We start from the raw sequence: 20010 nt of genomic DNA on the forward strand, positions 1-20010 counted from the left end.
CGCATGCTATCTTTTATAAGCGCGTTTGATAAAAGGGGCGTTTCAATACGCCTTTTAACAGCCTTGTTACTGCTTTTTAGTTTGGGTTTGGCTAAAGATTTAGAGATCCAAACTTTTGTGGCTAAATACCTTTCTAAAAATCAAAAAATACAAGCCCTACAGGAGCAAATTGACGCCTTAAATTCTCAAGAAAAAGTCGTTAGCAAATGGGATAACCCCATTTTGTATTTAGGCTATAACAACGCTAATGTGAGCGATTTTTTCAGGCTGGATAGCACCTTAATGCAAAACATGAGCTTGGGTTTGTCTCAAAAAGTGGATTTAAATGGTAAAAAACTCACGCAATCTCAAATGATTAATTTAGAAAAACAAAAAAAAATATTAGAGCTTAAAAAAACCAAGCAGCAATTAGCGATTAATTTAATGATAAACGGCATTGAAAATTATAAAAACCAACAAGAAATAGAGCTTTTAAAGACAGCGATTAAAAATTTAGAAAACACCCTTTATCAAGCCAACCATTCTAGCTCGCCCAATTTAATAGCGATCGCCAAGTTAGAAATTTTAAAATCGCAATTAGAAATCAAAAAAAACAATTTAGAAGAAGCACTCTCTAGCAGCCATTATTCTATGGGTGAATTGACTTTTAAAGAAAACGAGCTTTTAAGCATTGCCCCTAAAAATTTTGAATTCAATAACGAGCAAGAGCTATATAACATTAGCGCCACTAATTACGATATTGCGATCGCTAGGCTTGATGAAGAAAAAGCGCAAAAAGACATCACTTTGGCTAGAAAAAGCTTTTTAGAAGATGTAAACGTTACCGGGGTGTATTATTTCCGCTCCAAACAATACTATAACTATGACATGTTTAGCGTCGCTTTGTCTATCCCTTTGCCCATTTATGGCAAGCAGGCTAAATTAGTGGAGCAAAAGAAAAAAGAAAGCTTAGTGTTTAAAAGCGAAGTGGAAAACGCCAAAAACAAAACGCGCCACCTGGCCCTAAAACTCCTTAAAAAATTAGAAACCTTGCAAAAAAACTTGGAAGCGATCAATAAAATCATCAAGCAGAATGAAAAAATCGCGCAAATTTATGCGCTTGATTTGAAATCTAATGGCGATTACAACGCTTATTACAACGCTTTTAACGACAAAATCACCATTCAAATCACCCAGCTTGAAACCTTGAGTGCTCTCAATAGCGCTTATTTGTCCTTACAAAACCTTAAAGGATTAGAATGAAACGGCTTTTATTGTTAGCCATGACCCTATTTTTTAGCCTCTTATTGGCTAACGCTCAAGAAATTAAAGAAACTCAAGAGACTAAAAAAACTAAAGAAATTAAAAGCCAAACCCGTTTTAACATTTCCACCACTAAGGTCATAGAAAAAGAATTCGCCCAAAGCCGGCGCTATTATGCGATTTTAGAGCCTAATGAAGCGCTGATTTTTTCTCAAACCCTGCGTTTTGATGGCTATGTGGAAAAGCTTTATGCGAATAAAACCTATACCCCCATTAAAAAGGGCGATAGGTTATTGAGCGTGTATTCCCCTGAATTAGTGAGCGTTCAAAGCGAATTGCTATCGTCATTGAAATTCAACCAGCAAGTGGGAGCGATTAAAGAAAAATTAAAACTACTAGGGCTAGAAAACTTTAGCATTGAAAAAATCATTAGCAGCCATAAAGTCCAAAATGCAATCACTATTTACTCTCGCTTCAACGGCGTTATTTTTAAAAAAAGCCCGGATCTCAATGAGGGGAGCTTTTTTAAAAAAGGGCAAGAGCTGTTTCAAATCATAGATTTAAGCCAATTGTGGGCGCTTGTTAAAGTCAATCAAGAGGATTTAGAGTTTTTAAAAAACACGCATCAAGCGATCTTGTTTGTAGAAGGGGTTAAAGGCAAGCAAGAAATCACGCTTGAAAACATCAACCCCATCATAAACCCGCAAGATAAAATGCTAGAAGCGCGCTTCAATGTGCCTAATGCTAAACAGCTTTATTACCCTAACATGTTCGCTCAAGTAGAAATCTTTCAAAAACCCCAAAAAATGAAGATTTTGCCTAAAGAAGCGGTTTTGATTAAAGGGGGAAAAGCTATCGTGTTTAAAAAAGACGATTTTGGCTTAAGCCCATTAGAAATTAAAGCCGTCCGCTTGAGCGATGGGAGTTATGAAATTTTAGAGGGTTTAGAAGCGGGCGAAGAAGTCGCTAATAACGCTTTATTCGTGCTAGACGCTGACGCTCAAAACAATGGGGATTATTGAATGATAGAAAAAATCATTGATTTAAGCGTTAAAAACAAACTCCTTACCACTTTAGTAACCCTACTCATTTTTTTAGCCTCTTTGTGGGCGATAAAAAGCGTTCGTTTAGACGCTTTGCCGGATTTAAGCCCCGCTCAAGTGGTCGTGCAGATCACTTACCCCAATCAAAGCCCTAAAATCGTGCAAGAGCAGGTTACTTACCCGTTAGTTTCTACTTTCATGAGCATCGCTAACATTGACACGGTTAGGGGGATTTCTAGCTATGAAAGCGGCTTGATTTACATCATTTTTAAAGACGGCGTCAATTTGTATTGGGCTAGGGATAGGGTTTTAGAGCAATTAAACCGAGTGAGTAATCTCCCTAAGGACGCTAAAGTAGAAATAGGGAGCGATTCCACCTCTATTGGCTGGGCGTATCAATACGCTCTATCTAGCGGCAACAAGAATTTAAGCGATTTGAAAGTCTTGCAAGATTTCTATTACCGCTACGCGCTTTTAGGGGTTGATGGGGTGAGTGAGGTTGCAAGCGTGGGGGGCTTTGTGAAGGATTATGAAGTAACGCTTCAAAACGATTCTCTGATCCGCTATAACTTGAGTTTGGAACAAGTCGCTAACGCGATTAAAAATTCCAATAACGATACCGGTGGGGGCGTTATTTTAGAAAACGGGTTTGAAAAAATTATAAGATCGCATGGCTATATCCAATCTTTGAAGGATTTAGAAGAAATTGTGGTTAAAAAAGAAGGGGCTATCCCTTTAAAGATTAAAGATATAGCCAGCGTTAGGCTAGCGCCCAAACCACGCCGAGGAGCGGCTAATCTCAATGGCGATAAGGAAGTAGTGGGGGGATTGTTATGGTGCGCTATCACGCTGACACCTATAAGGTGCTTAAAGCCATTAAAGAAAAAATCGCCACCTTACAAGCGAGTAACCCTGATGTGAAAATCACCAGCGTGTATGACAGGAGCGAATTGATTGAAAAAGGCATTGACAATTTGATCCACACGCTCATAGAAGAAAGCGCGATTGTGTTAGTCATTATTGCGATTTTCTTACTGCATTTTAGGAGCGCTTTAGTGGTGATTATCACTCTGCCTTTAAGCGTGTGCATCAGTTTCTTGCTCATGCGTTATTTCAATATTGAAGCGAGTATTATGAGTTTAGGGGGCATTGCGATCGCTATAGGGGCGATGGTGGATGCGGCGATTGTGATGGTGGAAAACGCTCACAAGCATCTGCAACACATTGATGTAAAAGACAACGCTCAAAGGGTTAATGCCATCATGCAAGGGGTTAAGCATGTGGGGGGCGCGATATTTTTTGCTTTAATGATCATCGTGGTTTCTTTCTTGCCTATTTTTGCGCTCACCGGTCAAGAAGAAAAGCTTTTTGCCCCTTTAGCTTACACCAAAACCTTTGCCATGCTAGTAGGAGCCCTGCTTTCTATCACTATGGTCCCTATTTTAATGGTATGGCTCATTAAAGGGCGGATTTTAGAAGAGTCTAAAAACCCTATTAACGCTTTTTTCATGAAAATTTATGGCGTGAGTTTGAATGTTGTGCTTAAGTTCAGATACGCTTTTTTAATAGCGAGCGTTGTGGGTTTAGGGGGCTTGTATGTAGCGTATCAAAAACTCAACTGGGAATTTATCCCCCAAATCAATGAAGGGGTAGTGATGTATATGCCTGTAACGCTTAATGGCGTGGGCATTGACACCGCCTTAGAATATTTGAAAAAAAGTAATAGCGCTATCAAGCGATTGGATTTTGTCAAACAAGTTTTTGGTAAAGTGGGGCGCGCTAACACCAGCACCGATGCTGCCGGTTTAGCCATGATAGAAACCTACATTGAATTAAAGCCGCAAAACGAATGGAAAGAAAAGCTCAGTTATAAAGAAGTTAGGGATAAATTAGAAAAGACCCTGCAATTAAAAGGCTTGACTAATTCATGGACTTACCCCATTCGTGGGAGAACGGACATGCTCTTAACCGGGATTAGAACGCCCCTAGGCATCAAGCTCTATGGTAATGACACGGATAAATTACAAGAATTAGCGATCCTTATGGAACGACAGCTCAAAACCCTAAAAGAGAGTTTGTCCGTCTTTGCGGAGCGATCCAATAATGGTTACTACATCACGCTGGATTTGAACGATGAAAATCTGGCTCGTTATGGCATCAATAAAAACGCCGTGTTAGATGCGATTAAATTCGCTTTGGGCGGAGCCACGCTCACTACCATGATTAAGGGCGTAGAAAATTACCCCATTTCTTTACGCTTAGAAGACACCGAAAGAAACACCATTGAAAAATTACAAAACCTCTACATCAAAACCGCTTACAATTACATGCCCTTAAGGGAGTTAGCCCGCATCTATTACGACAACTCGCCGGCGGTGTTAAAGAGCGAAAAGGGCTTGAATGTGAATTTTATTTATATTGTGCCCCAAGCCAATATCAGCTCTGATACCTACAGACAACTGGCTCAAAAAGCGCTAGAAAAAATCCAATTGCCTAGCGGGTATTATTATGAATTTAGCGGTGAGAGCCAGTATTTAGAAGAAGCGTTTAAAACCTTACAATACATCGTGCCGGTGAGCGTGTTTATCATTTTTATTTTAATTGTCTTTGCTTTAAAGAATCTCACTAATTCCTTACTATGCTTTTTCACTCTGCCTTTTGCGTTTTTGGGGGGGTTAATTTTTATGAATATCATGGGATTTAACATGAGCGTGGCAGCGTTAGTGGGCTTTTTAGCCCTTTTAGGGGTAGCGAGCGAAACGGCTATTGTGATGATTATTTATTTAGAAGACGCGTTTCAAAAATTCATCAAAACCCCTTTAAAAGAACAGACGACTACCGCCTTAAAAGAAGCTATCATGCATGGGGCGGTGCTTAGGGTAAGGCCCAAGCTTATGACCTTTTTTAGCATTTTAGCTTCACTCATTCCGATCATGTATAGCCATGGCACAGGAAGTGAAATCATGAAATCCATCGCTGCGCCCATGCTAGGAGGCATGATAAGCAGCGTTGTTTTAACGCTTTTTATTATCCCTACGGCGTATTTTGTGATTAAAAACGCTAGGGTTAAAAGCCATCAAACACCATTTTAGGGATTAAAAAAAGCCTTTTCTAACGCATGGCTTTGGACTAAAACCATATAGAGAATGGTAGGGAGCGTAATGCTTAAAACAAACACCTTAAAAATGCGGTGCAAAAGGATAACGGATAAAAAAGCGATGATTTCATTGATTCCATAAGGGGGTTTTAAAATTTGAATGTCTTTAAAACAATAAACCACGAGCATGCCTATCACTGAGCATGATAAAGCCCTACCCAAATAACGCACAAAGTCGTTGGGCGGGTTTTTAGCGTTAAACACCATAAAAGGCCAGATGCGCGTGAAATAAGTCGTTAATATGATGACTAAAATAATGAGTATAGAATGCATTAACATTCTAACTGCTTTTTAAACAAAATAAGAGCAAGCACCATTAAAACTAAAGCGATGAGCAAAAAGTATTCAGTCCCAAAGAGCGCTAAACAAACAACCGCAATAAAAATCCCAAGCCATGCGTTTTTGTGGTTTGTGTTTCGTTTGTATTGCTCCATAAACAGCACGATAAAAATCGCTGTCATCACAAATTCCATGCCTTGAGTGTCAAAAGAAAAATGCGTTCCCACCAACGAACCCACCAACGAGCCAAAAATCCAATAAGAGTGGTTGAGTAAGGAAATGCTAAAAATAAAGTCTTTTTCACTAACCCCCTCTTTAGGAGCGTATAAATTCAATAGAGCAAAGGTTTCATCCGTGAGCGCATGCGCTAAATAGGGCAAACGCCATTGGGTGTTTTTAAATCTGTCTAGCATAGAAAACGCATAACAAGTCTGTCTCGCATTCACCAACAAGCTCACAATAACGACATTCATCAAGCTCGCTTGCGCGCTTAAAAGCGTGATCGCTACAAATTGCACCGCCCCAGCGTAGATGAATAACGACATGAACAGGGCGACTCTATAATCATACCCTTGCTGGGCTAAAAGCATTCCAAAAGTCATTCCCATAAGCAAATACCCTAACAAGATAGAAATGGTATGAGGGAAAGCGTCTTTAAAGGCTTTTAGAAACTCATGCATCCACAACCTTTCATTTGAACCAGTCTTTAATTTTAGAAATACAAGTTTCTAAAACGCTTTTATGCGGCTCGCCCTCATAGCCAAAACTCGCATGCAACTTTTCTAGTAACCCTTGCTGCTCTTTGTTCAAACTTTTAGGGTAAATCACTTGCAATTCCACGATCAAACTCCCTCTATAAGAGCTTTCCGGGTGTTTCACGCCCTCGTTTCTAAACGCAAAAGTCTGCCTGTCTTTGGCGTTTCTAGGGATTTTTAATTCCAATTCGTCCCCTTTTAAAGACGGCACTTTAATCGTATGCCCTAAAGCGATAGTGGTGAAAAATACCGGCGCTTCAATAAACAAATCACAGCCTTCGCGCTTGAAATGCTCATCTTCTTTGACTCGCGCTTCTAAATACAAATCCCCTCTTTTTCCCTTCTCGTATTCATTGCCTTTATTTTTAAGCACCATGCGGTTTTGATCATCAATGCCCTCAGGGATTATCGCATCAATTTCTTCATCTTTAAGGATGTAGGTTTTACCCTTACACGCTTGGCATGGGGTTTTAATGGTTTTACCCTTGCCTTTACACGCCCCACAAGTTTGCGCAAAACTCATAAAACCTTGGCGCATAAACACCTGCCCCTGCCCGTTGCATTGCTTGCAAGTCTCTAGGGCTTTGTCTTTAGCGCCCGTGCCATCGCAACTTTCACAGACACTCTGGTATTGGACCTTAATGGTTTTTTTACAGCCAAAAACCGCTTCTTTAAAACTCAATTCAAGGGTTTGCAAATAATCCGGCGCGATAGAGCTTTTTTGCCTTTTACCTCCCCTAGCGCCAAACCCAAAAGCGTCTTCAAAAAACGAGCCTAAATCTTCAAAAAAATCAGAAAAATCGCTCTGGCTCGCGCCGGCTTGGTTTAAGCCTTTTTTACCATACCTATCGTATAAGGCCCGTTTCTTTTCATCGCTTAGCACCCCATAAGCTTCATTGATGAGCTTGAACTTTTCTTCGGCTTCTTTATCGCCGGCGTTTCGGTCTGGGTGGTATTTTAAAGCTAGCTTTCTGTAAGACTTTTTAATGGTCTCTTGGTTGCTGTGTTTTTCCACTTCTAAAATTTCATAATAACTCAATTCCACGATCGCTCCAAAAATGGCATCAAAACGCTTATTTTATCTTAAAAGCGATAATTTTGCGTGTTTTAGCGCATGCCAAAACTTAGATAAAATAACACGATGAAACTATAGTAATAAAGATAACCTTATGAGATTTTTTTGCTTCTTCTTATTCTTTCTAACCTTTTCAAACGCGCAGATAATGATGACTTTTGATTCTCAAACTAACGCCAAGCTCTCGCGCTCCAACGAACAGCTTTCTGACATGCTTTACAAACTCAATGAAAGTTTAAGAATCTATCAAAATGTGCTTTCCAATAACCAGGATCAACTCAAAGAAATCAAAAAGGCTAACAGCACCCTAACTAGCCAAAGGCGTTTTTTTAACGCCAGCCAAATCCGCCTTATGGACACGGATGCGTTATTGAAACAAAGCGCTTTGGAATTAGAAAAATTACAAGCTTTAGAAAAACGCTTAAAAGAGAGCATGGAGCAAGAACGCTTAATCAAAGAATCCCAAACGCTTTTCTTGCAAGAGCATTGCCCTTATTTGAGCGGCGTTAAGAGTTTAGAAGAGGCGTCAAACGCTTTAGAAGTCCAAGAAAAAAACAACGCCCTTTTCTTGCTCAAAGAGCCTAAACTCGCCCATTTGCTCTCGCAATTGGATTTGATGAGCGCTTTAAACGCCTTATGCGATCAAGTTTTAGAAAACCAAGCCCATAACCAACAATCCCATAACAAAACCCTAGAATACAACGCTCTCATAAACCATGATTTTCAAGCCTATAAAGCCATGCGTTTGAAAAAATTTAAAAACAAGCTTCAAAGCCAAATCCAAGCCCAAGAAGACGCTCTAAAAACCTTTTTACCCTTAGAAAAACGCCTGGAAACTTTAAAAACGCGCTTTTTATGCGATAAAGAAAATCTCAAATCATGCGCTAAAGAATTGCACCAACGCTACCAAAACGCCCTAATAGAGCGAGACAAAGAATTAAAAGACGCTAAAAACAATAAAGAAAAGCATGCTTTAATCTTAGCCAATTACGAGCATACTTTAAAAACCTTGAATATAGAATTTTTAAGCGAATTAAATAAGCAAATGGCGTTTTTGAATGAAACCATGGCGTTAAACGCCCAAGTTTTAGCCCTTTTAGCCAAACAGCATGCCAAAACGCCAAAGCCTTCCAATTTGAGCGGTGATTTGAGCGATAAAAAGGCTTCCATTAAAAATATCCGCCTAGATCCGCATGGATTCCCTAGCTTTGAAAATTTTAAGCAAGAGTGAGTTAAAAAAGCGATCAACTAGGATACAAACGCAAAAAGCCTTAAACGATCACGCCACCGCCAAGCAAGATGTCATCTTGATAAACCACTAAGGCTTGCCCTTTAGCCACGCCATAAAAAGGCTCTTTAAACTCCACTTCAATCACCTCATCTTTCAAGCTGACAAACGCTTTAGCAGGCACGCTCCTGTAACGAGCCTTGATAAAATATTTGCCATCTTTAAAATCTTTCATTAAAGATTTGTTTTTAGCCTTAAGCGAATGCGTGGCGAGATCTTCTTTTTTGCCTACAATTAGCTCGTTCTTTTTAGCGTCAATCCCCACCACAAAATGCGGCTCTAACGCGCCTTTAATACTAAAGCCTTTGCGTTTGCCAATCGTGTATTGCATATAGCCCTTATGCGTGCCAATGATTTCGCCTTGTAAGTTTTTCACCACGCCCTCTTTTTCCACTTCAACATGTTTTTTTAAAGTGTCAATGTAGCTTTTTTCCACAAAGCAAATTTCTTGAGATTCCTTATAAGTCTCTAGAGTGCCTAAAAAAGGCATCGCGTTCAAGGCTAAAGGCTTAATGTCTTTTTTTAACAAATCCCCTAAAGGGAACACCAATTTAGCGATAACTTCATGCTCTAAAGCGTATAAAAAATAGCTCTGATCTTTCGTTTTATCCAAAGCCTCTTGGATATAACTCACCTTGTCAATTTCTTTGACCCTCGCATAATGCCCGGTAGCGATCTTTTCACACCCTAATTTTAAAGCGTGATCTAAAGCTAGCCCAAACTTCATTAAAGGGTTGCACAACGCGCATGGGTTAGGGGTTTGCCCTTCTTCATACGCGCTGATAAATTCATCATAAACCGCGCTTTTAAAATCCTTTTGAAAATCCAACACCTCTAAAGGAATGCCTAAAAACTCGCACGCTTTTTGAGCGTTTTTAATGTATAAATCATGCTTTTTTTCACTCGCATGGAGTTTTAAATAAATCCCCACTAATTCATGCCCTTGCTCTTTTAAGCTATAAGCGCTATAAGAACTATCCACCCCCCCACTGAGTAATACCGCTATTTTCATTTTTAATCTTTCATTATGAGTTATGGCTCGTAGTCTAGCGCAAAAACCATTCATAACCACCTTTTTTTAACCATTGGCATGCTAAAATACCTAAAGATTTTTAAAAATCGCATCAAAACGCATGGAGAAAATAAGGGCAATGGCCAAAATTGAATTGTTAGCCAAATTCACGCAAATCGCGCTCCCTAACAGCCACCCTTTATTGAAAAAAGTTTTACACTACGCCAAAAAGCATTTCAGCCAATGCCACATGCTCTCTTCATCGCTACTCATCTTAAACGACACGGAATGCTTTAAAAAAAACTACTTGCTTAATTGGGTCTATCATGCCCTTGAATGCACGCATGAGAAAGATATTAGCATGCATTCTTTAGAAGAGGTTTTACAAAAAAGCCACCTGCCCATACGCATCAAAATCATAGCTCAAAACACGCTTTTAGAAAAGATAGAGGTGAAAGTTTTAACCTTTGGGGCAGAATACGCGCTTTTTATCACCAAGCACCCTATCGCTAAGCGCTTTTTACGCCAGAAATTTAGCGGCTATGTGTTTTTAGAAACCCAAGATGAATTGCATATAAGGGGCGATTCAGAGCGTTTTTGGGAACTCATTGTAACGCTCAATGAAAATAGAATCGTCCATAACGCATGCTTAGATTTCATCTACCCTAATGGCTTTGGCAAGGACAGCTACACCACCTTGGCTGAACGCAAATTAAAAGAATGCTATAAAACGCTAGGGTTTATCAAACATGAAAATTTCAGCGAAGTCAAAAAGCGCTATTTGGAGTTGGCTAAAACCTACCACCCTGATTTATGCGATCTGAAAGAAAAAAAGGCTCTTTATGCCAAACGTTTTGCTATCATTCAAGAAGCCTATAGCCACATTAAAAAACACGCCTAAACCCCCAAACTAGCCCTAATCGCGCTAGAAGAAATCGGCGCGTCAATGCCTTTTAAAGGGAAATAACGCCCCTTAAATTGGATTTCTTCATAGCCAATCCTTTCAAAAACCACTAATTCCACCCTTTTTAAAAGCTCTTTAGCGTTAGTCCAAGAAGAAAGATGCCTCAAGCAATCCGCTCCTATGACTAAATAAAGCGTTTTAGGGCGATAGAGTTTTTGGAAATGAAGAACGCTTTCTATCGTAGGCACGGCCCTTTCTTGCTTGATTTCAAAATCGCTCAACAGTACCCTAGGCATTCCCTTTAAAGCTAATTCTAATTCCTTAAAACGGGTTTTTGCGTCCAAAAAACATGGCTTTTTGAAAGGGTTTTGATAAGCGGGCAAGACAATCAGCTGAGCGAATGGCAGTAATTCTAAAGTTTGCTCAATAATGGCTAAATGAGCCTTGTGCAAGGGATCAAAACTCCCTCCATAGAGCGCTAATTCTTTGTATTTTAAGACGCTATTCATTGTATTCAAAGCTAGACGCCTTAGTCAATTTAGCGAATTTAACCCCCCTAAGCCCCCCAATTTCTAATTGCAAGCGTTGGATTTCAAACGAATTGCCTTGTAAAATAATCGTCTCCAAACAATTATGCTCATCCATATGAATGTGCGTGGTGCATAAAACATGCGTCCCGCTGGCATGCTGAATGTCTATCATGCGCTGGTTTAATTCCCTTTGGTGGTGATCATAAATCACCACAAGCACGGCGATTTTACCCTCATCATTAGGATTATCTTCGGCCCAATTGTCTTCTACTAATTTTTCTCTGATCATGTCGCGCACCAATTCTGAGCGAGAAGAATAGCCGTTTTTAATGATGCGGTTGTCTAATTCGTCTAATAAATTTTGTTGTAAAGAAACCGAAAAGCGGATGATTGAATCGTCTTTATTGGGTGTATCCATTTGAGAAAAATCCTTTTTTGGCATGAGTTTGTTAAAAGCCGCTCATGCTAGTATGATTGAATTAATTTAAAATGAACAATTATAATACAGATTGGATTTAAATGGTTGGTCATGAGAGCGTTTGAATTTGATTGTGATTATTGGCTTAATCATCATTGACTTGTTATTATTAAAACAATATAATCAACAAACCAACATTCCTTTATCATTTTGGAGCATTTATGCGAACGAATGCTTCTTAAAGAGTGCATGCTCTTTAGAGTATGTCTGTATCGCATGTTGCTTTAATCTTAAGGGAATTGTTTTATCATAGACAAGGAGTTTTTATGGGCAGTTTTTCAGTGGGAATGTTGAAAGATTATGTGGACATATTTGTTTTTGCGGTGCTTGGCGTGGCGAGTTTTTTAGCTTTGTGGTTTGTGATTGAAAGGGTTATTTTTTATTCCAAAGTCAATTTGAAGGCTTACGATGATATAGACGCCCTAAATTTGGATTTAACCAAGAATCTAACCATTCTCTATGTGATTTTTTCTAACGCGCCTTATGTGGGCTTATTAGGGACGGTTTTAGGGATCATGGTGATTTTCTATGACATGGGCATGAGTGGCGGGATGGACGCTAAAACGATCATGGTAGGTTTGTCTTTAGCTTTAAAAGCGACCGCTCTAGGGCTTGCTGTGGCGATTCCCACTTTGATCGCTTACAATAGCTTGTTGAGAAAATCCGATGTTTTGAGTGAAAAATTTAGGATCATGAAAAAATGAAAAGCATCAGAAGAGGCGATGGGCTGAATGTTGTCCCTTTTATTGATATTATGCTCGTTTTGCTAGCGATTGTGCTAAGCATTTCTACTTTTATCGCGCAAGGTAAGATTAAAGTCAATCTCCCTAACGCTAAAAATGCGGAAAAAACGCAGTCAAACGATCAAAAAGTGGTGGTCATCTCTGTAGATGAGCATGACAATATTTTTGTAGATGACAAACCGACGAATTTAGAAGCTTTGAGCGCTGTAGTCAAACAAACAGACCCTAAAACCCTTATAGACTTAAAAAGCGACAAAAGCTCTCGTTTTGAAACTTTTATCAGCATTATGGATATTTTAAAAGAGCATAATCATGAAAATTTCTCCATCTCCACGCAAGCTCAGTAAAGTTTCAACGAGTGTTAGCTTTTTAATCTCTTTTGCCCTATACGCTATAGGGTTTGGCTATTTTTTACTGCGCGAAGACGCCCCAGAGCCTTTAGCGCAAGCGGGGACCACTAAGGTTACCATGAGTTTAGCCAGCATTAACACTAATTCCAATACAAAGACTAATGCTGAGTCGGCTAAACCCAAAGAAGAGCCTAAAGAAAAACCCAAGAAAGAAGAGCCAAAAAAAGAAGAGCCCAAAAAAGAGGTTACAAAGCCTAAACCCAAACCCAAGCCTAAGCCTAAACCCAAACCTAAACCCAAACCTAAACCCAAACCTGAGCCCAAGCCAAAACCCGAGCCTAAGCCTGAACCTAAAGTTGAAGAACCTAAGAAAGAAGAGCCTAAAGAAGAACCCAAAAAAGAAGAAGCTAAAGAGGAAGCTAAAGAAAAAAGCGCTCCTAAACAAGTAACGACTAAAGATGTAGTCAAAGAAAAAGACAAGCAAGAAGAGTCTAACAAAACCTCTGAGGGTGCAACTTCTGAAGCTCAAGCTTATAACCCAGGGGTGAGCAACGAGTTCTTAATGAAGATCCAAACCGCTATTTCTTCTAAGAACCGCTACCCTAAAATGGCGCAGATTAGGAGCATTGAGGGCGAAGTGTTAGTGAGCTTTACAATCAATGCTGATGGGAGCGTTACGGACATTAAAGTCGTCGAAAGCAACACGACAGATATTTTAAACCATGCGGCTTTAGAGGCCATTAAAAGCGCGGCGCATCTGTTCCCTAAACCAGAAGAAACCGTGCATCTAAAAATCCCTATCGCTTATAGCTTGAAAGAAGACTAGCTAGCCTTTCTTTTAAGGGCGATTCAAGCCTTAGAAGCCGGGTCAAAATCCCCATTTTTCCCAATTTTTACAAAAAAAAAAAACAAAATCTCTAAAATTTGGCGCTAAAATTAGTTAAAATTCCATTCATCGCTTATAATATAAGCTTCTTTTAAGAAGAAAAATCTAATAAAAGGAGAAACCATGAAAATCAAAAAATCTCTCTTACTCTCTCTTTCTCTCATGGCTTCATTATCAAGGGCTGAAGATGACGGATTTTATATGAGTGTGGGCTATCAAATCGGTGAAGCGGTTCAAAAAGTGAAAAACACTGGAGCATTGCAAAATCTTGCAGACAGATACGATAACTTAAGCAACCTTTTAAACCAATACAATTACTTAAATTCCTTAGTCAATCTAGCCAGCACGCCCAGTGCGATCACCGGTGCGATTAATAATTTAAGCTCAAGCGCGATCAACCTCACTAGCACTACCACCACTTCTCCGGCCTATCAAGCTGTGGCTTTAGCGCTCAATGCGGCTGTGGGCATGTGGCAAGTCATAGCCCTTTTTATTGGCTGCGGCCCTGGCCCTACCAATAATCAAAGCTACCAATCGTTTGGTAACACACCAGCCCTTAATGGGACAACCACCACTTGCAATCAAGCGTATGGGACAGGCCCCAATGGCATCCTATCCATTGATGAATACCAAAAACTCAACCAAGCTTATCAAATTATCCAAACCGCTTTAAACCAAAACCAAGGAGGCGGAATGCCTGCCTTGAACGACACCACCAAAACAGGGGTAGTCAACATACAACAAACCAATTATAAAACCACTACACAAAACAATATCATAGAGCATTATTATACAGAGAATGGGAAAGAGATCCCAACCTCTTATTCAGGCGGAGCATCATTCTCGCCTACAATACAATTGAAATACAATAATAACGCTGAATACCTTTTGCAACAAGCCGCTACTATCATGCAAGTCCTTATTACTCAAAAGCCGCATGTGCAAACGAGCAATGGCGGTAAAGCGTGGGGGTTGAGTTCTACGCCTGGGAATGTGATGGATATTTTTGGCCCTTCTTTTAACGCAATTAATGAGATGATCAAAAACGCTCAAACAGCCCTAGCAAAAACCCAACAGCTTAACGCTAATGAAAACGCCCAAATCACGCAACCAGACAATTTCAACCCCTACACTTCTCAAGACAAAGGGTTTGCTCAAGAAATGCTCAATAGAGCGAACGCTCAAGCAGAGATTTTAAATTTAGCTAAGCAAGTAGCGAACAATTTCCACAGCATTCAAGGGCCTATTCAAGGGGATTTAGAACAATGTAAAGCAGGATCGGCTGGCGTGATCACTAATAACACTTGGGGTTCAGGTTGCGCGTTTGTGAAAGAAACTCTCAATTCCTTAGAGCAACACACCGCTTATTATGGCAACCAGGTCAATCAAGATAGGGCTTTGGCTCAAACCATTTTGAATTTTAAAGAAGCCCTTAACACCCTGAATAAAGACTCAAAAGCGATTAATAGCGGTATCTCTAGCTTGCCTAACGCTAAATCTCTTCAAAACATGACGCATTCCACTCAAAACCCTAATTCCCCAGAAGGTTTGCTCACTTATTCTTTGGATTCAAACAAATACAACCAGCTCCAAGCCACCACGCAAGAATTAGGCAAAAACCCTTTCAGGCGCTTTGGCATGATTAGTTCTCAAACCAATAACGGCGCGATGAATGGGATCGGCGTGCAAGCGGGTTATAAGCAATTTTTTGGCAAAAAAAGGAATTGGGGGTTAAGGTATTACGGCTTTTTTGATTACAACCATGCGTTCATCAAATCCAGCTTTTTCAACTCCGCTTCTGATGTTTGGACTTATGGGGTGGGAATGGATGCGCTTTATAACTTCATTAACGATAAAAACACCAACTTTTTAGGCAAGAATAACAAGCTCTCCGTGGGGCTTTTTGGTGGCTTTGCGTTAGCTGGGACTTCATGGCTTAATTCTGAATTTGTGAATTTGAATGTGGTGGGTAATATTTATAGCGCTAAAATGAATGTGGCAAATTTCCAATTTTTATTCAATTTAGGCTTGAGAATGAACCTCGCTAGAGCAAAGAAAAAAGACAGCGATCATGCCGTGCAGCATGGCGTGGAATTGGGCGTGAAAATCCCCACCATTAACACGGATTATTATTCTTTCATGGGCGCTGAACTAGAATACAGAAGGATGTATAGCCTTTTCCTCAATTATGTGTTTGCTTACTAGGTGGCGCAAATCCTCTTTTTAAGGGGGTTTCATTGCGAAATGCCCCTATGCACTTATGAGTTTTGATTAAATTTTAGTTGTTCATAAAAGCATGAAAGCCTTTTACAATTAACTCCTTTAATTTTGTTTTTAAAAAACGCTTCTTATTTTTTCATTTTCTTTTCTATGAAAATGTTTAAGCATTCTATGAGCAAGGCAAAACCAATGCCCGCATACAAATAGTTTTTATTGATGTGCAAATGCAAGCCTTCTAAAAACAAGATCACGCCCACAACGAGCAAAAACACAAAGGCTAAAGTTTTGACGCGATAATGCTTTTCAATAAAATCGCCAACAATTTTGGAAAAAAACATCATCACGATTACAGATAAAACGATAGCAAGCGCCATGACTTCTAGGTGTTTAGCGATCCCAATAGCCGTGATCACGGAGTCCAAAGAAAAGACAATGTCTAAAAACATGATTTCTATTAAAGTGATGAAAAAGCCAAACGCTTTTTCTTGGCGTTTTTCTTTAGGGTAAATCTGCTCTTTTAGTTCCACTAACGCCTTAAAAGCCAAAAACGCCCCCCTGCAAGCAGCACCACATCACGCCATGAAAAGCTCATGCCCGCTATAACGAATAAAGGTTTTTGCAAATGGCTGATGAAAAACAAGATCCCTAAAAGCCCTATACGAGCGATCATGGCTAATCCCAAGCCTAAAATCATGGCTTTATTTTGCTGGTGTTTGGGGAGTTTATAAACCATCACCGTGATAAAAATGATGTTATCAATCCCTAGAACGATCTCTAAAAGCGTGAGCGTAGCCAAGGAGACTATGCCATGCGGTGTAGAAAGGGCGTCTAAGAGCGAAGATAAAAATTCCATGAAAGGCTACAACCAGTCTTTCTTTTTAAAATAAATCACCGGGAGGATCGTAGAAATCGCCATGATAATCAGCGCGAAAAGATACCCGTATTGCCATTCTAACTCCGGCATGAATTTAAAATTCATGCCATAAATCGTGCCGATCAAAGTGGGGGGCATCATCGCCATGGTCGCCACAGTGAAGAGCTTGATGATTTTATTTTGCTCCACATTCACTTGAGAAGCGAACAGGTTTTGAATGTTATCAAGCGAGTTGAGATTGACCGTTGTAGACTCCACTAACGAGCTGAAATCGGTTAAAATGATATTTAAATTATTTTTAGTATCGCTATCCACTTTATTGCTTCTTAATAATGCGGTGATAATGCGCCGTTTGTCAAAAAAAGAATCCCTTAAAGCCACATTAAATTCTTGCAAATTGGACAAGTGCACTAAAATGTCATCATGCGTAGAAGTTTCTTTGAAAATGATGTTTTTACGCAACAGGCTCGTTTGTTTGTTGATCCACTCCAAACATTCCACCCCTTTTTCAAAATACACTTCAAAGATTTTGGTTAGAATATCAAACCCGTCTTCAAATTTTTTAGGGCTAGCCAAAACCTTTTTTTGGATAGAATCAAAGATTTCTAAAGTCCCGTAATAAATCGTGAAAAGAATGTTATTAGACAAAATAAAGGTCGCCATTTCCGTATGAAAAGTCTCATTTTCATCCTGATTAGTGAAAAAAGCGTTGATCGTAACGCTGGAGCTGTCTTCCCAGTATTTGGTTACTGATGAGACTCGTTGGGAATGATCCATGTTGTAGTGGATAGCGTATTCTTGGCTTAGAGTGGCTAATTCATTGGGCGTAGGGTTGATTAATTCAAACCATAAAACTTCATTTTCTTCTATATCAAAACCATTAAAATCATTAAAGCGTTTTTTAATGACAAATTTTTGCTGTTTGAAAAACACATTCACCATAAGCGATCCTTAGAGTTAATGGCGTTTATCCAAAACCTCAAAACAAGGTAAAATCTTGCCCTCTAACAATTCTAAACTCGCTCCCCCACCTGTAGAGATAAAGCTCATGTTATCCTTTTCGCCCGCGCGGTTGATCGCATCAATGGTATCACCCCCACCAATGAGCGAGAAAGCGTAAGTGTTAGCGATTTTGTGGGCTAAAAAGGTTGTGCCTCTAGCGAATTCTTGTTTTTCATGCACGCCTAAGGGGCCATTCCATAAAATGGTGGGCGCGCTCTCTATGACTTCAGAAAATAATTTCAGGCTCGCAGGCCCTATATCAGCGATCTTGTGCTTAGGCTCAATGTCTTGGACGGGTGAAATTTTAATGTGTTTGGGGTTAAGAATGTCATCAGTGGTTACAGCGTCTATAGGTAAATAGACTTTGACTTTTTTTTCTTTCGCGCTTTGCAATAATTCTAGGGCGTCATTGATTAGAGCATCTTCTACAGAAGAATCTTGCACATCATAGCCTAAAGCTTTTAAGAAGGTGTTACTCATCGCTCCAGCAATGATGAGCTTGTCAATGAGATCTAAAATGTTTTTTAATAGGGTGAGTTTGGAGCTGACCTTAGCCCCCCCTACAATCAACAATAGAGGGCGTAAAGGGTGGTTAAACGCTTGATAAAACGAATCAATTTCTTTTTTGAGTAAAAACCCGCTCACTTTAACAGGGGCGAATTGCGCCGTGCCATAAGTGCTGGCATGTTTTCTGTGGCTCGTGCCAAAAGCGTCATTCACAAACACATCGCACAAGCTCGCTAAATCTTTAGCCAGATTTTCATCATTTTCTTCTTCGCCTTTTAAAAAGCGGATGTTTTCTAAAAGAAAAATCCTTGTGGGCGCGTTTTCGTTTAGGGCTTGTTTGAGTTGTGCGATATTTTGAGAAAAAACCACTTCATGATTTAAGAGTCTTTCAAGGCGTTTTAAAAAGGGTTTTAAACTCAATTTTTCTTCAACCCCTTTAGGGCGGCCCAAGTGGCTCACTAAAATAATATCCTTAGCCTTATTGTCAATACAATATTGGATGGTGGGCAAGCTCTCTCTAATGCGCGTGTCATCAGTGATATTCAAATTTTCATCTAAAGGCACATTAAAATCCACTCTAATAAGCACCCTTTTATGGCTTACTTCCACTTCTTGAATGTTTTTAACGTTTTGCATAAACGACATTTTAGCTAACATGAAAAATCCTTTCTTTTAATCTTGCGCTATATATTGCGCCATGTCTATCAAGCGCTCGCTATAACCCATTTCATTATCATACCATGCCAATACTTTAGCATTTTTTTCGCCTATTGTCATGATTTGATCATCAATCACGATCGCGCTAAAAGGCGAAGAAATAAAATCGCTTGAAACGAGCCTTTCTTCATCAATACCCACAACCCCTTTAAAGGCATGCTTACAAGCGTCTTTAAGCGCATGCTGAACGCTCGCTTTACTCACAACTTTTTTAAAGCTTAAGGACAAATCCACCAAGCTCACATTAGGGGTAGGCACTCTAATCGCAAGGCCTGTAACTTTAGAGCCTAAATGCGGTAAGACTAGCGAAATGGCTTTACTCACGCCGGTGCTTGTGGGGATGAGGTTTAAACCAGCCGCTCTAGCGCGGCGGATGTCTTTGTGCTTGGTGTCTAAAAGGTTTTGATCGTTAGTGTAGCTGTGGATGGTGGTTAAAAGCGCGTTTTCTACTTTAAAGGCTTCATCTAAGATTTTTAATAAAGGAGCGGTAGCGTTAGTCGTGCAAGAGGCGTTAGAAATCACGCTTTCGTTATGATAATGGGTGTGATTCACCCCATAGACAAAGGTGGGGGTGTTTTGCGCGGGAGCGGAGATGATGACTTTTTTCACGCTGTTTTTAAGATGAGCGCTTGAAGCTTCTAGGGAATTGAATTTCCCGGTGCATTCTATGATGATTTCTGCGTTAGCGACAGAAAAATCAAGCTTGTTAATGTCTCGCTCGCTCAACACTAAAATATTTTTACTATGCCCAATATTTAAGGTTCTATTAGCGTTTAATTTGGCTTCAAAATGCCCATGCACGCTATCGTGGCGTATCAAATGCAAAAGAGTTTCTAATTCAGCGGTGGAATTGATGGCTACGATTTCTACGTCTTTTCTTTGACTGGCGACTCTTATAGCGCACAAACCGATGCGCCCGGTCCCATTGATAGCGATTTTAATTGGCAT

The 20010-nt window shown here is 39.8% G+C and carries 18 protein-coding genes and 2 pseudogenes; 10 read left to right on the forward strand and 10 right to left on the reverse strand.

Going from position 1 to position 20010, the window contains the following annotated elements; translation table 11 throughout:
- Positions 1-3 precede the first annotated feature (3 nt).
- From D2C72_05880 to D2C72_05890, 3 genes and pseudogenes are all read left to right on the forward strand, one after another.
- The gene (locus tag D2C72_05880) at positions 4-1242 is read left to right on the forward strand and encodes a hypothetical protein (protein ID QEF43806.1); all 1239 of its coding nucleotides are present in this window, start codon (positions 4-6) and stop codon (positions 1240-1242) included.
- Positions 1239-2264, forward strand: a complete 1026-nt coding sequence (locus D2C72_05885; GenBank protein QEF43807.1) for an efflux RND transporter periplasmic adaptor subunit — start codon at positions 1239-1241, stop codon at positions 2262-2264. Before D2C72_05880 ends, D2C72_05885 begins: the two co-directional genes overlap by 4 nt.
- Positions 2265-5377: pseudogene (locus tag D2C72_05890) on the forward strand (efflux RND transporter permease subunit).
- Here the strand turns inward: D2C72_05890 and D2C72_05895 are convergent.
- The 3 genes from D2C72_05895 to dnaJ are packed head-to-tail and all read right to left on the reverse strand — an operon-like array spanning position 5374 to position 7521.
- Positions 5374-5721, reverse strand: coding sequence for a hypothetical protein (locus tag D2C72_05895; protein QEF43808.1), 348 nt, complete (start codon positions 5719-5721; stop codon positions 5374-5376). The pseudogene D2C72_05890 and the gene D2C72_05895 sit on opposite strands and share 4 nt — an antisense overlap.
- Positions 5715-6401, reverse strand: coding sequence for an azaleucine resistance protein AzlC (azlC, locus tag D2C72_05900; protein ID QEF43809.1), 687 nt, complete (start codon positions 6399-6401; stop codon positions 5715-5717). The genes D2C72_05895 and azlC overlap by 7 nt, the downstream gene beginning before the upstream one ends.
- Positions 6402-6411: 10 nt before the next feature.
- The gene (gene dnaJ / locus D2C72_05905) at positions 6412-7521 is read right to left on the reverse strand and encodes a molecular chaperone DnaJ (GenBank protein ID QEF43810.1); all 1110 of its coding nucleotides are present in this window, start codon (positions 7519-7521) and stop codon (positions 6412-6414) included.
- 124 nt (positions 7522-7645) lie between these two features.
- Here dnaJ and D2C72_05910 point away from each other — a divergent pair, with 124 nt between their 5' ends.
- Entirely contained in the window at positions 7646-8782 is a 1137-nt protein-coding gene (locus tag D2C72_05910) for a hypothetical protein (GenBank protein ID QEF43811.1), read from the forward strand.
- Between the two features lie 40 nt (positions 8783-8822).
- On the opposite strand, the gene mnmA is transcribed toward D2C72_05910, so the two are convergent.
- Entirely contained in the window at positions 8823-9851 is a 1029-nt protein-coding gene (gene mnmA, locus D2C72_05915; GenBank protein ID QEF43812.1) for a tRNA 2-thiouridine(34) synthase MnmA, read from the reverse strand.
- A 139-nt stretch (positions 9852-9990) separates the two neighbouring features.
- On the opposite strand from mnmA, the gene D2C72_05920 reads away from it, so the two are divergent.
- The gene (locus D2C72_05920; protein QEF43813.1) at positions 9991-10752 is read left to right on the forward strand and encodes a J domain-containing protein; all 762 of its coding nucleotides are present in this window, start codon (positions 9991-9993) and stop codon (positions 10750-10752) included.
- On the opposite strand, the gene nadD is transcribed toward D2C72_05920, so the two are convergent.
- Complete coding sequence (nadD, locus tag D2C72_05925; protein ID QEF43814.1) at positions 10749-11273, reverse strand: nicotinate (nicotinamide) nucleotide adenylyltransferase; 525 nt, start codon at positions 11271-11273, stop codon at positions 10749-10751. The genes D2C72_05920 and nadD overlap by 4 nt on opposite strands.
- On the reverse strand, positions 11257-11703 hold the full coding sequence (gene nikR / locus D2C72_05930; GenBank protein QEF43815.1) for a nickel-responsive transcriptional regulator NikR: 447 nt from the start codon (positions 11701-11703) through the stop codon (positions 11257-11259). The genes nadD and nikR overlap by 17 nt, the downstream gene beginning before the upstream one ends.
- Positions 11704-11824: 121 nt before the next feature.
- On the opposite strand from nikR, the gene D2C72_05935 reads away from it, so the two are divergent.
- From D2C72_05935 to D2C72_05955, 5 genes are all read left to right on the forward strand, one after another.
- Positions 11825-12016, forward strand: a complete 192-nt coding sequence (locus D2C72_05935; GenBank protein QEF43816.1) for a hypothetical protein — start codon at positions 11825-11827, stop codon at positions 12014-12016.
- A complete protein-coding gene (gene exbB, locus D2C72_05940) occupies positions 11967-12467 on the forward strand; it encodes a TonB-system energizer ExbB (protein ID QEF43817.1) in 501 nt (166 codons plus the stop codon). Before D2C72_05935 ends, exbB begins: the two co-directional genes overlap by 50 nt.
- On the forward strand, positions 12464-12853 hold the full coding sequence (gene exbD, locus D2C72_05945) for a TonB system transport protein ExbD (GenBank protein QEF43818.1): 390 nt from the start codon (positions 12464-12466) through the stop codon (positions 12851-12853). The genes exbB and exbD overlap by 4 nt, the downstream gene beginning before the upstream one ends.
- Complete coding sequence (locus D2C72_05950) at positions 12819-13682, forward strand: energy transducer TonB (protein QEF43819.1); 864 nt, start codon at positions 12819-12821, stop codon at positions 13680-13682. The genes exbD and D2C72_05950 overlap by 35 nt, the downstream gene beginning before the upstream one ends.
- A 189-nt stretch (positions 13683-13871) precedes the next feature.
- Positions 13872-15947 carry an outer membrane protein gene (locus D2C72_05955; GenBank protein ID QEF44195.1) on the forward strand — a complete coding sequence of 692 codons (2076 nt, stop codon included), beginning with the start codon at positions 13872-13874 and terminating at the stop codon, positions 15945-15947.
- Between the two features lie 143 nt (positions 15948-16090).
- Here the strand turns inward: D2C72_05955 and D2C72_05960 are convergent.
- From D2C72_05960 to gap, 4 genes and pseudogenes are all read right to left on the reverse strand, one after another.
- A pseudogene (locus D2C72_05960) lies at positions 16091-16815 on the reverse strand (TerC family protein).
- A 6-nt stretch (positions 16816-16821) separates the two neighbouring features.
- Positions 16822-17778 (reverse strand): magnesium and cobalt transport protein CorA, encoded by a 957-nt coding sequence (corA, locus tag D2C72_05965; protein ID QEF43820.1) that lies wholly within the window; start codon positions 17776-17778, stop codon positions 16822-16824.
- A gap of 15 nt (positions 17779-17793) precedes the next feature.
- Entirely contained in the window at positions 17794-19002 is a 1209-nt protein-coding gene (pgk, locus tag D2C72_05970) for a phosphoglycerate kinase (protein QEF43821.1), read from the reverse strand.
- 15 nt (positions 19003-19017) lie between these two features.
- Positions 19018-20010, reverse strand: coding sequence for a type I glyceraldehyde-3-phosphate dehydrogenase (gene gap / locus D2C72_05975; protein QEF43822.1), 993 nt, complete (start codon positions 20008-20010; stop codon positions 19018-19020).

It is taken from the genome of Helicobacter pylori (assembly GCA_008032955.1).
Lineage (GTDB): Bacteria > Campylobacterota > Campylobacteria > Campylobacterales > Helicobacteraceae > Helicobacter > Helicobacter pylori_DC.

Bases quoted from the DNA above. Each gene is read 5' to 3' on its own strand.
- D2C72_05880 (QEF43806.1), top strand. From the start codon at position 4: ATGCTATCTTTTATAAGCGCGTTTGATAAAAGGGGCGTTTCAATACGC.
- D2C72_05885 (QEF43807.1), top strand. From the start codon at position 1,239: ATGAAACGGCTTTTATTGTTAGCCATGACCCTATTTTTTAGCCTCTTA.
- D2C72_05895 (QEF43808.1), bottom strand. From the start codon at position 5,721: ATGTTAATGCATTCTATACTCATTATTTTAGTCATCATATTAACGACT.
- azlC (QEF43809.1), bottom strand. From the start codon at position 6,401: ATGCATGAGTTTCTAAAAGCCTTTAAAGACGCTTTCCCTCATACCATT.
- D2C72_05910 (QEF43811.1), top strand. From the start codon at position 7,646: ATGAGATTTTTTTGCTTCTTCTTATTCTTTCTAACCTTTTCAAACGCG.
- mnmA (QEF43812.1), bottom strand. From the start codon at position 9,851: ATGAAAATAGCGGTATTACTCAGTGGGGGGGTGGATAGTTCTTATAGC.
- D2C72_05920 (QEF43813.1), top strand. From the start codon at position 9,991: ATGGCCAAAATTGAATTGTTAGCCAAATTCACGCAAATCGCGCTCCCT.
- nikR (QEF43815.1), bottom strand. From the start codon at position 11,703: ATGGATACACCCAATAAAGACGATTCAATCATCCGCTTTTCGGTTTCT.
- exbB (QEF43817.1), top strand. From the start codon at position 11,967: ATGTCTGTATCGCATGTTGCTTTAATCTTAAGGGAATTGTTTTATCAT.
- exbD (QEF43818.1), top strand. From the start codon at position 12,464: ATGAAAAGCATCAGAAGAGGCGATGGGCTGAATGTTGTCCCTTTTATT.
- D2C72_05950 (QEF43819.1), top strand. From the start codon at position 12,819: ATGAAAATTTCTCCATCTCCACGCAAGCTCAGTAAAGTTTCAACGAGT.
- corA (QEF43820.1), bottom strand. From the start codon at position 17,778: ATGGTGAATGTGTTTTTCAAACAGCAAAAATTTGTCATTAAAAAACGC.
- pgk (QEF43821.1), bottom strand. From the start codon at position 19,002: ATGTTAGCTAAAATGTCGTTTATGCAAAACGTTAAAAACATTCAAGAA.
- gap (QEF43822.1), bottom strand. From the start codon at position 20,010: ATGCCAATTAAAATCGCTATCAATGGGACCGGGCGCATCGGTTTGTGC.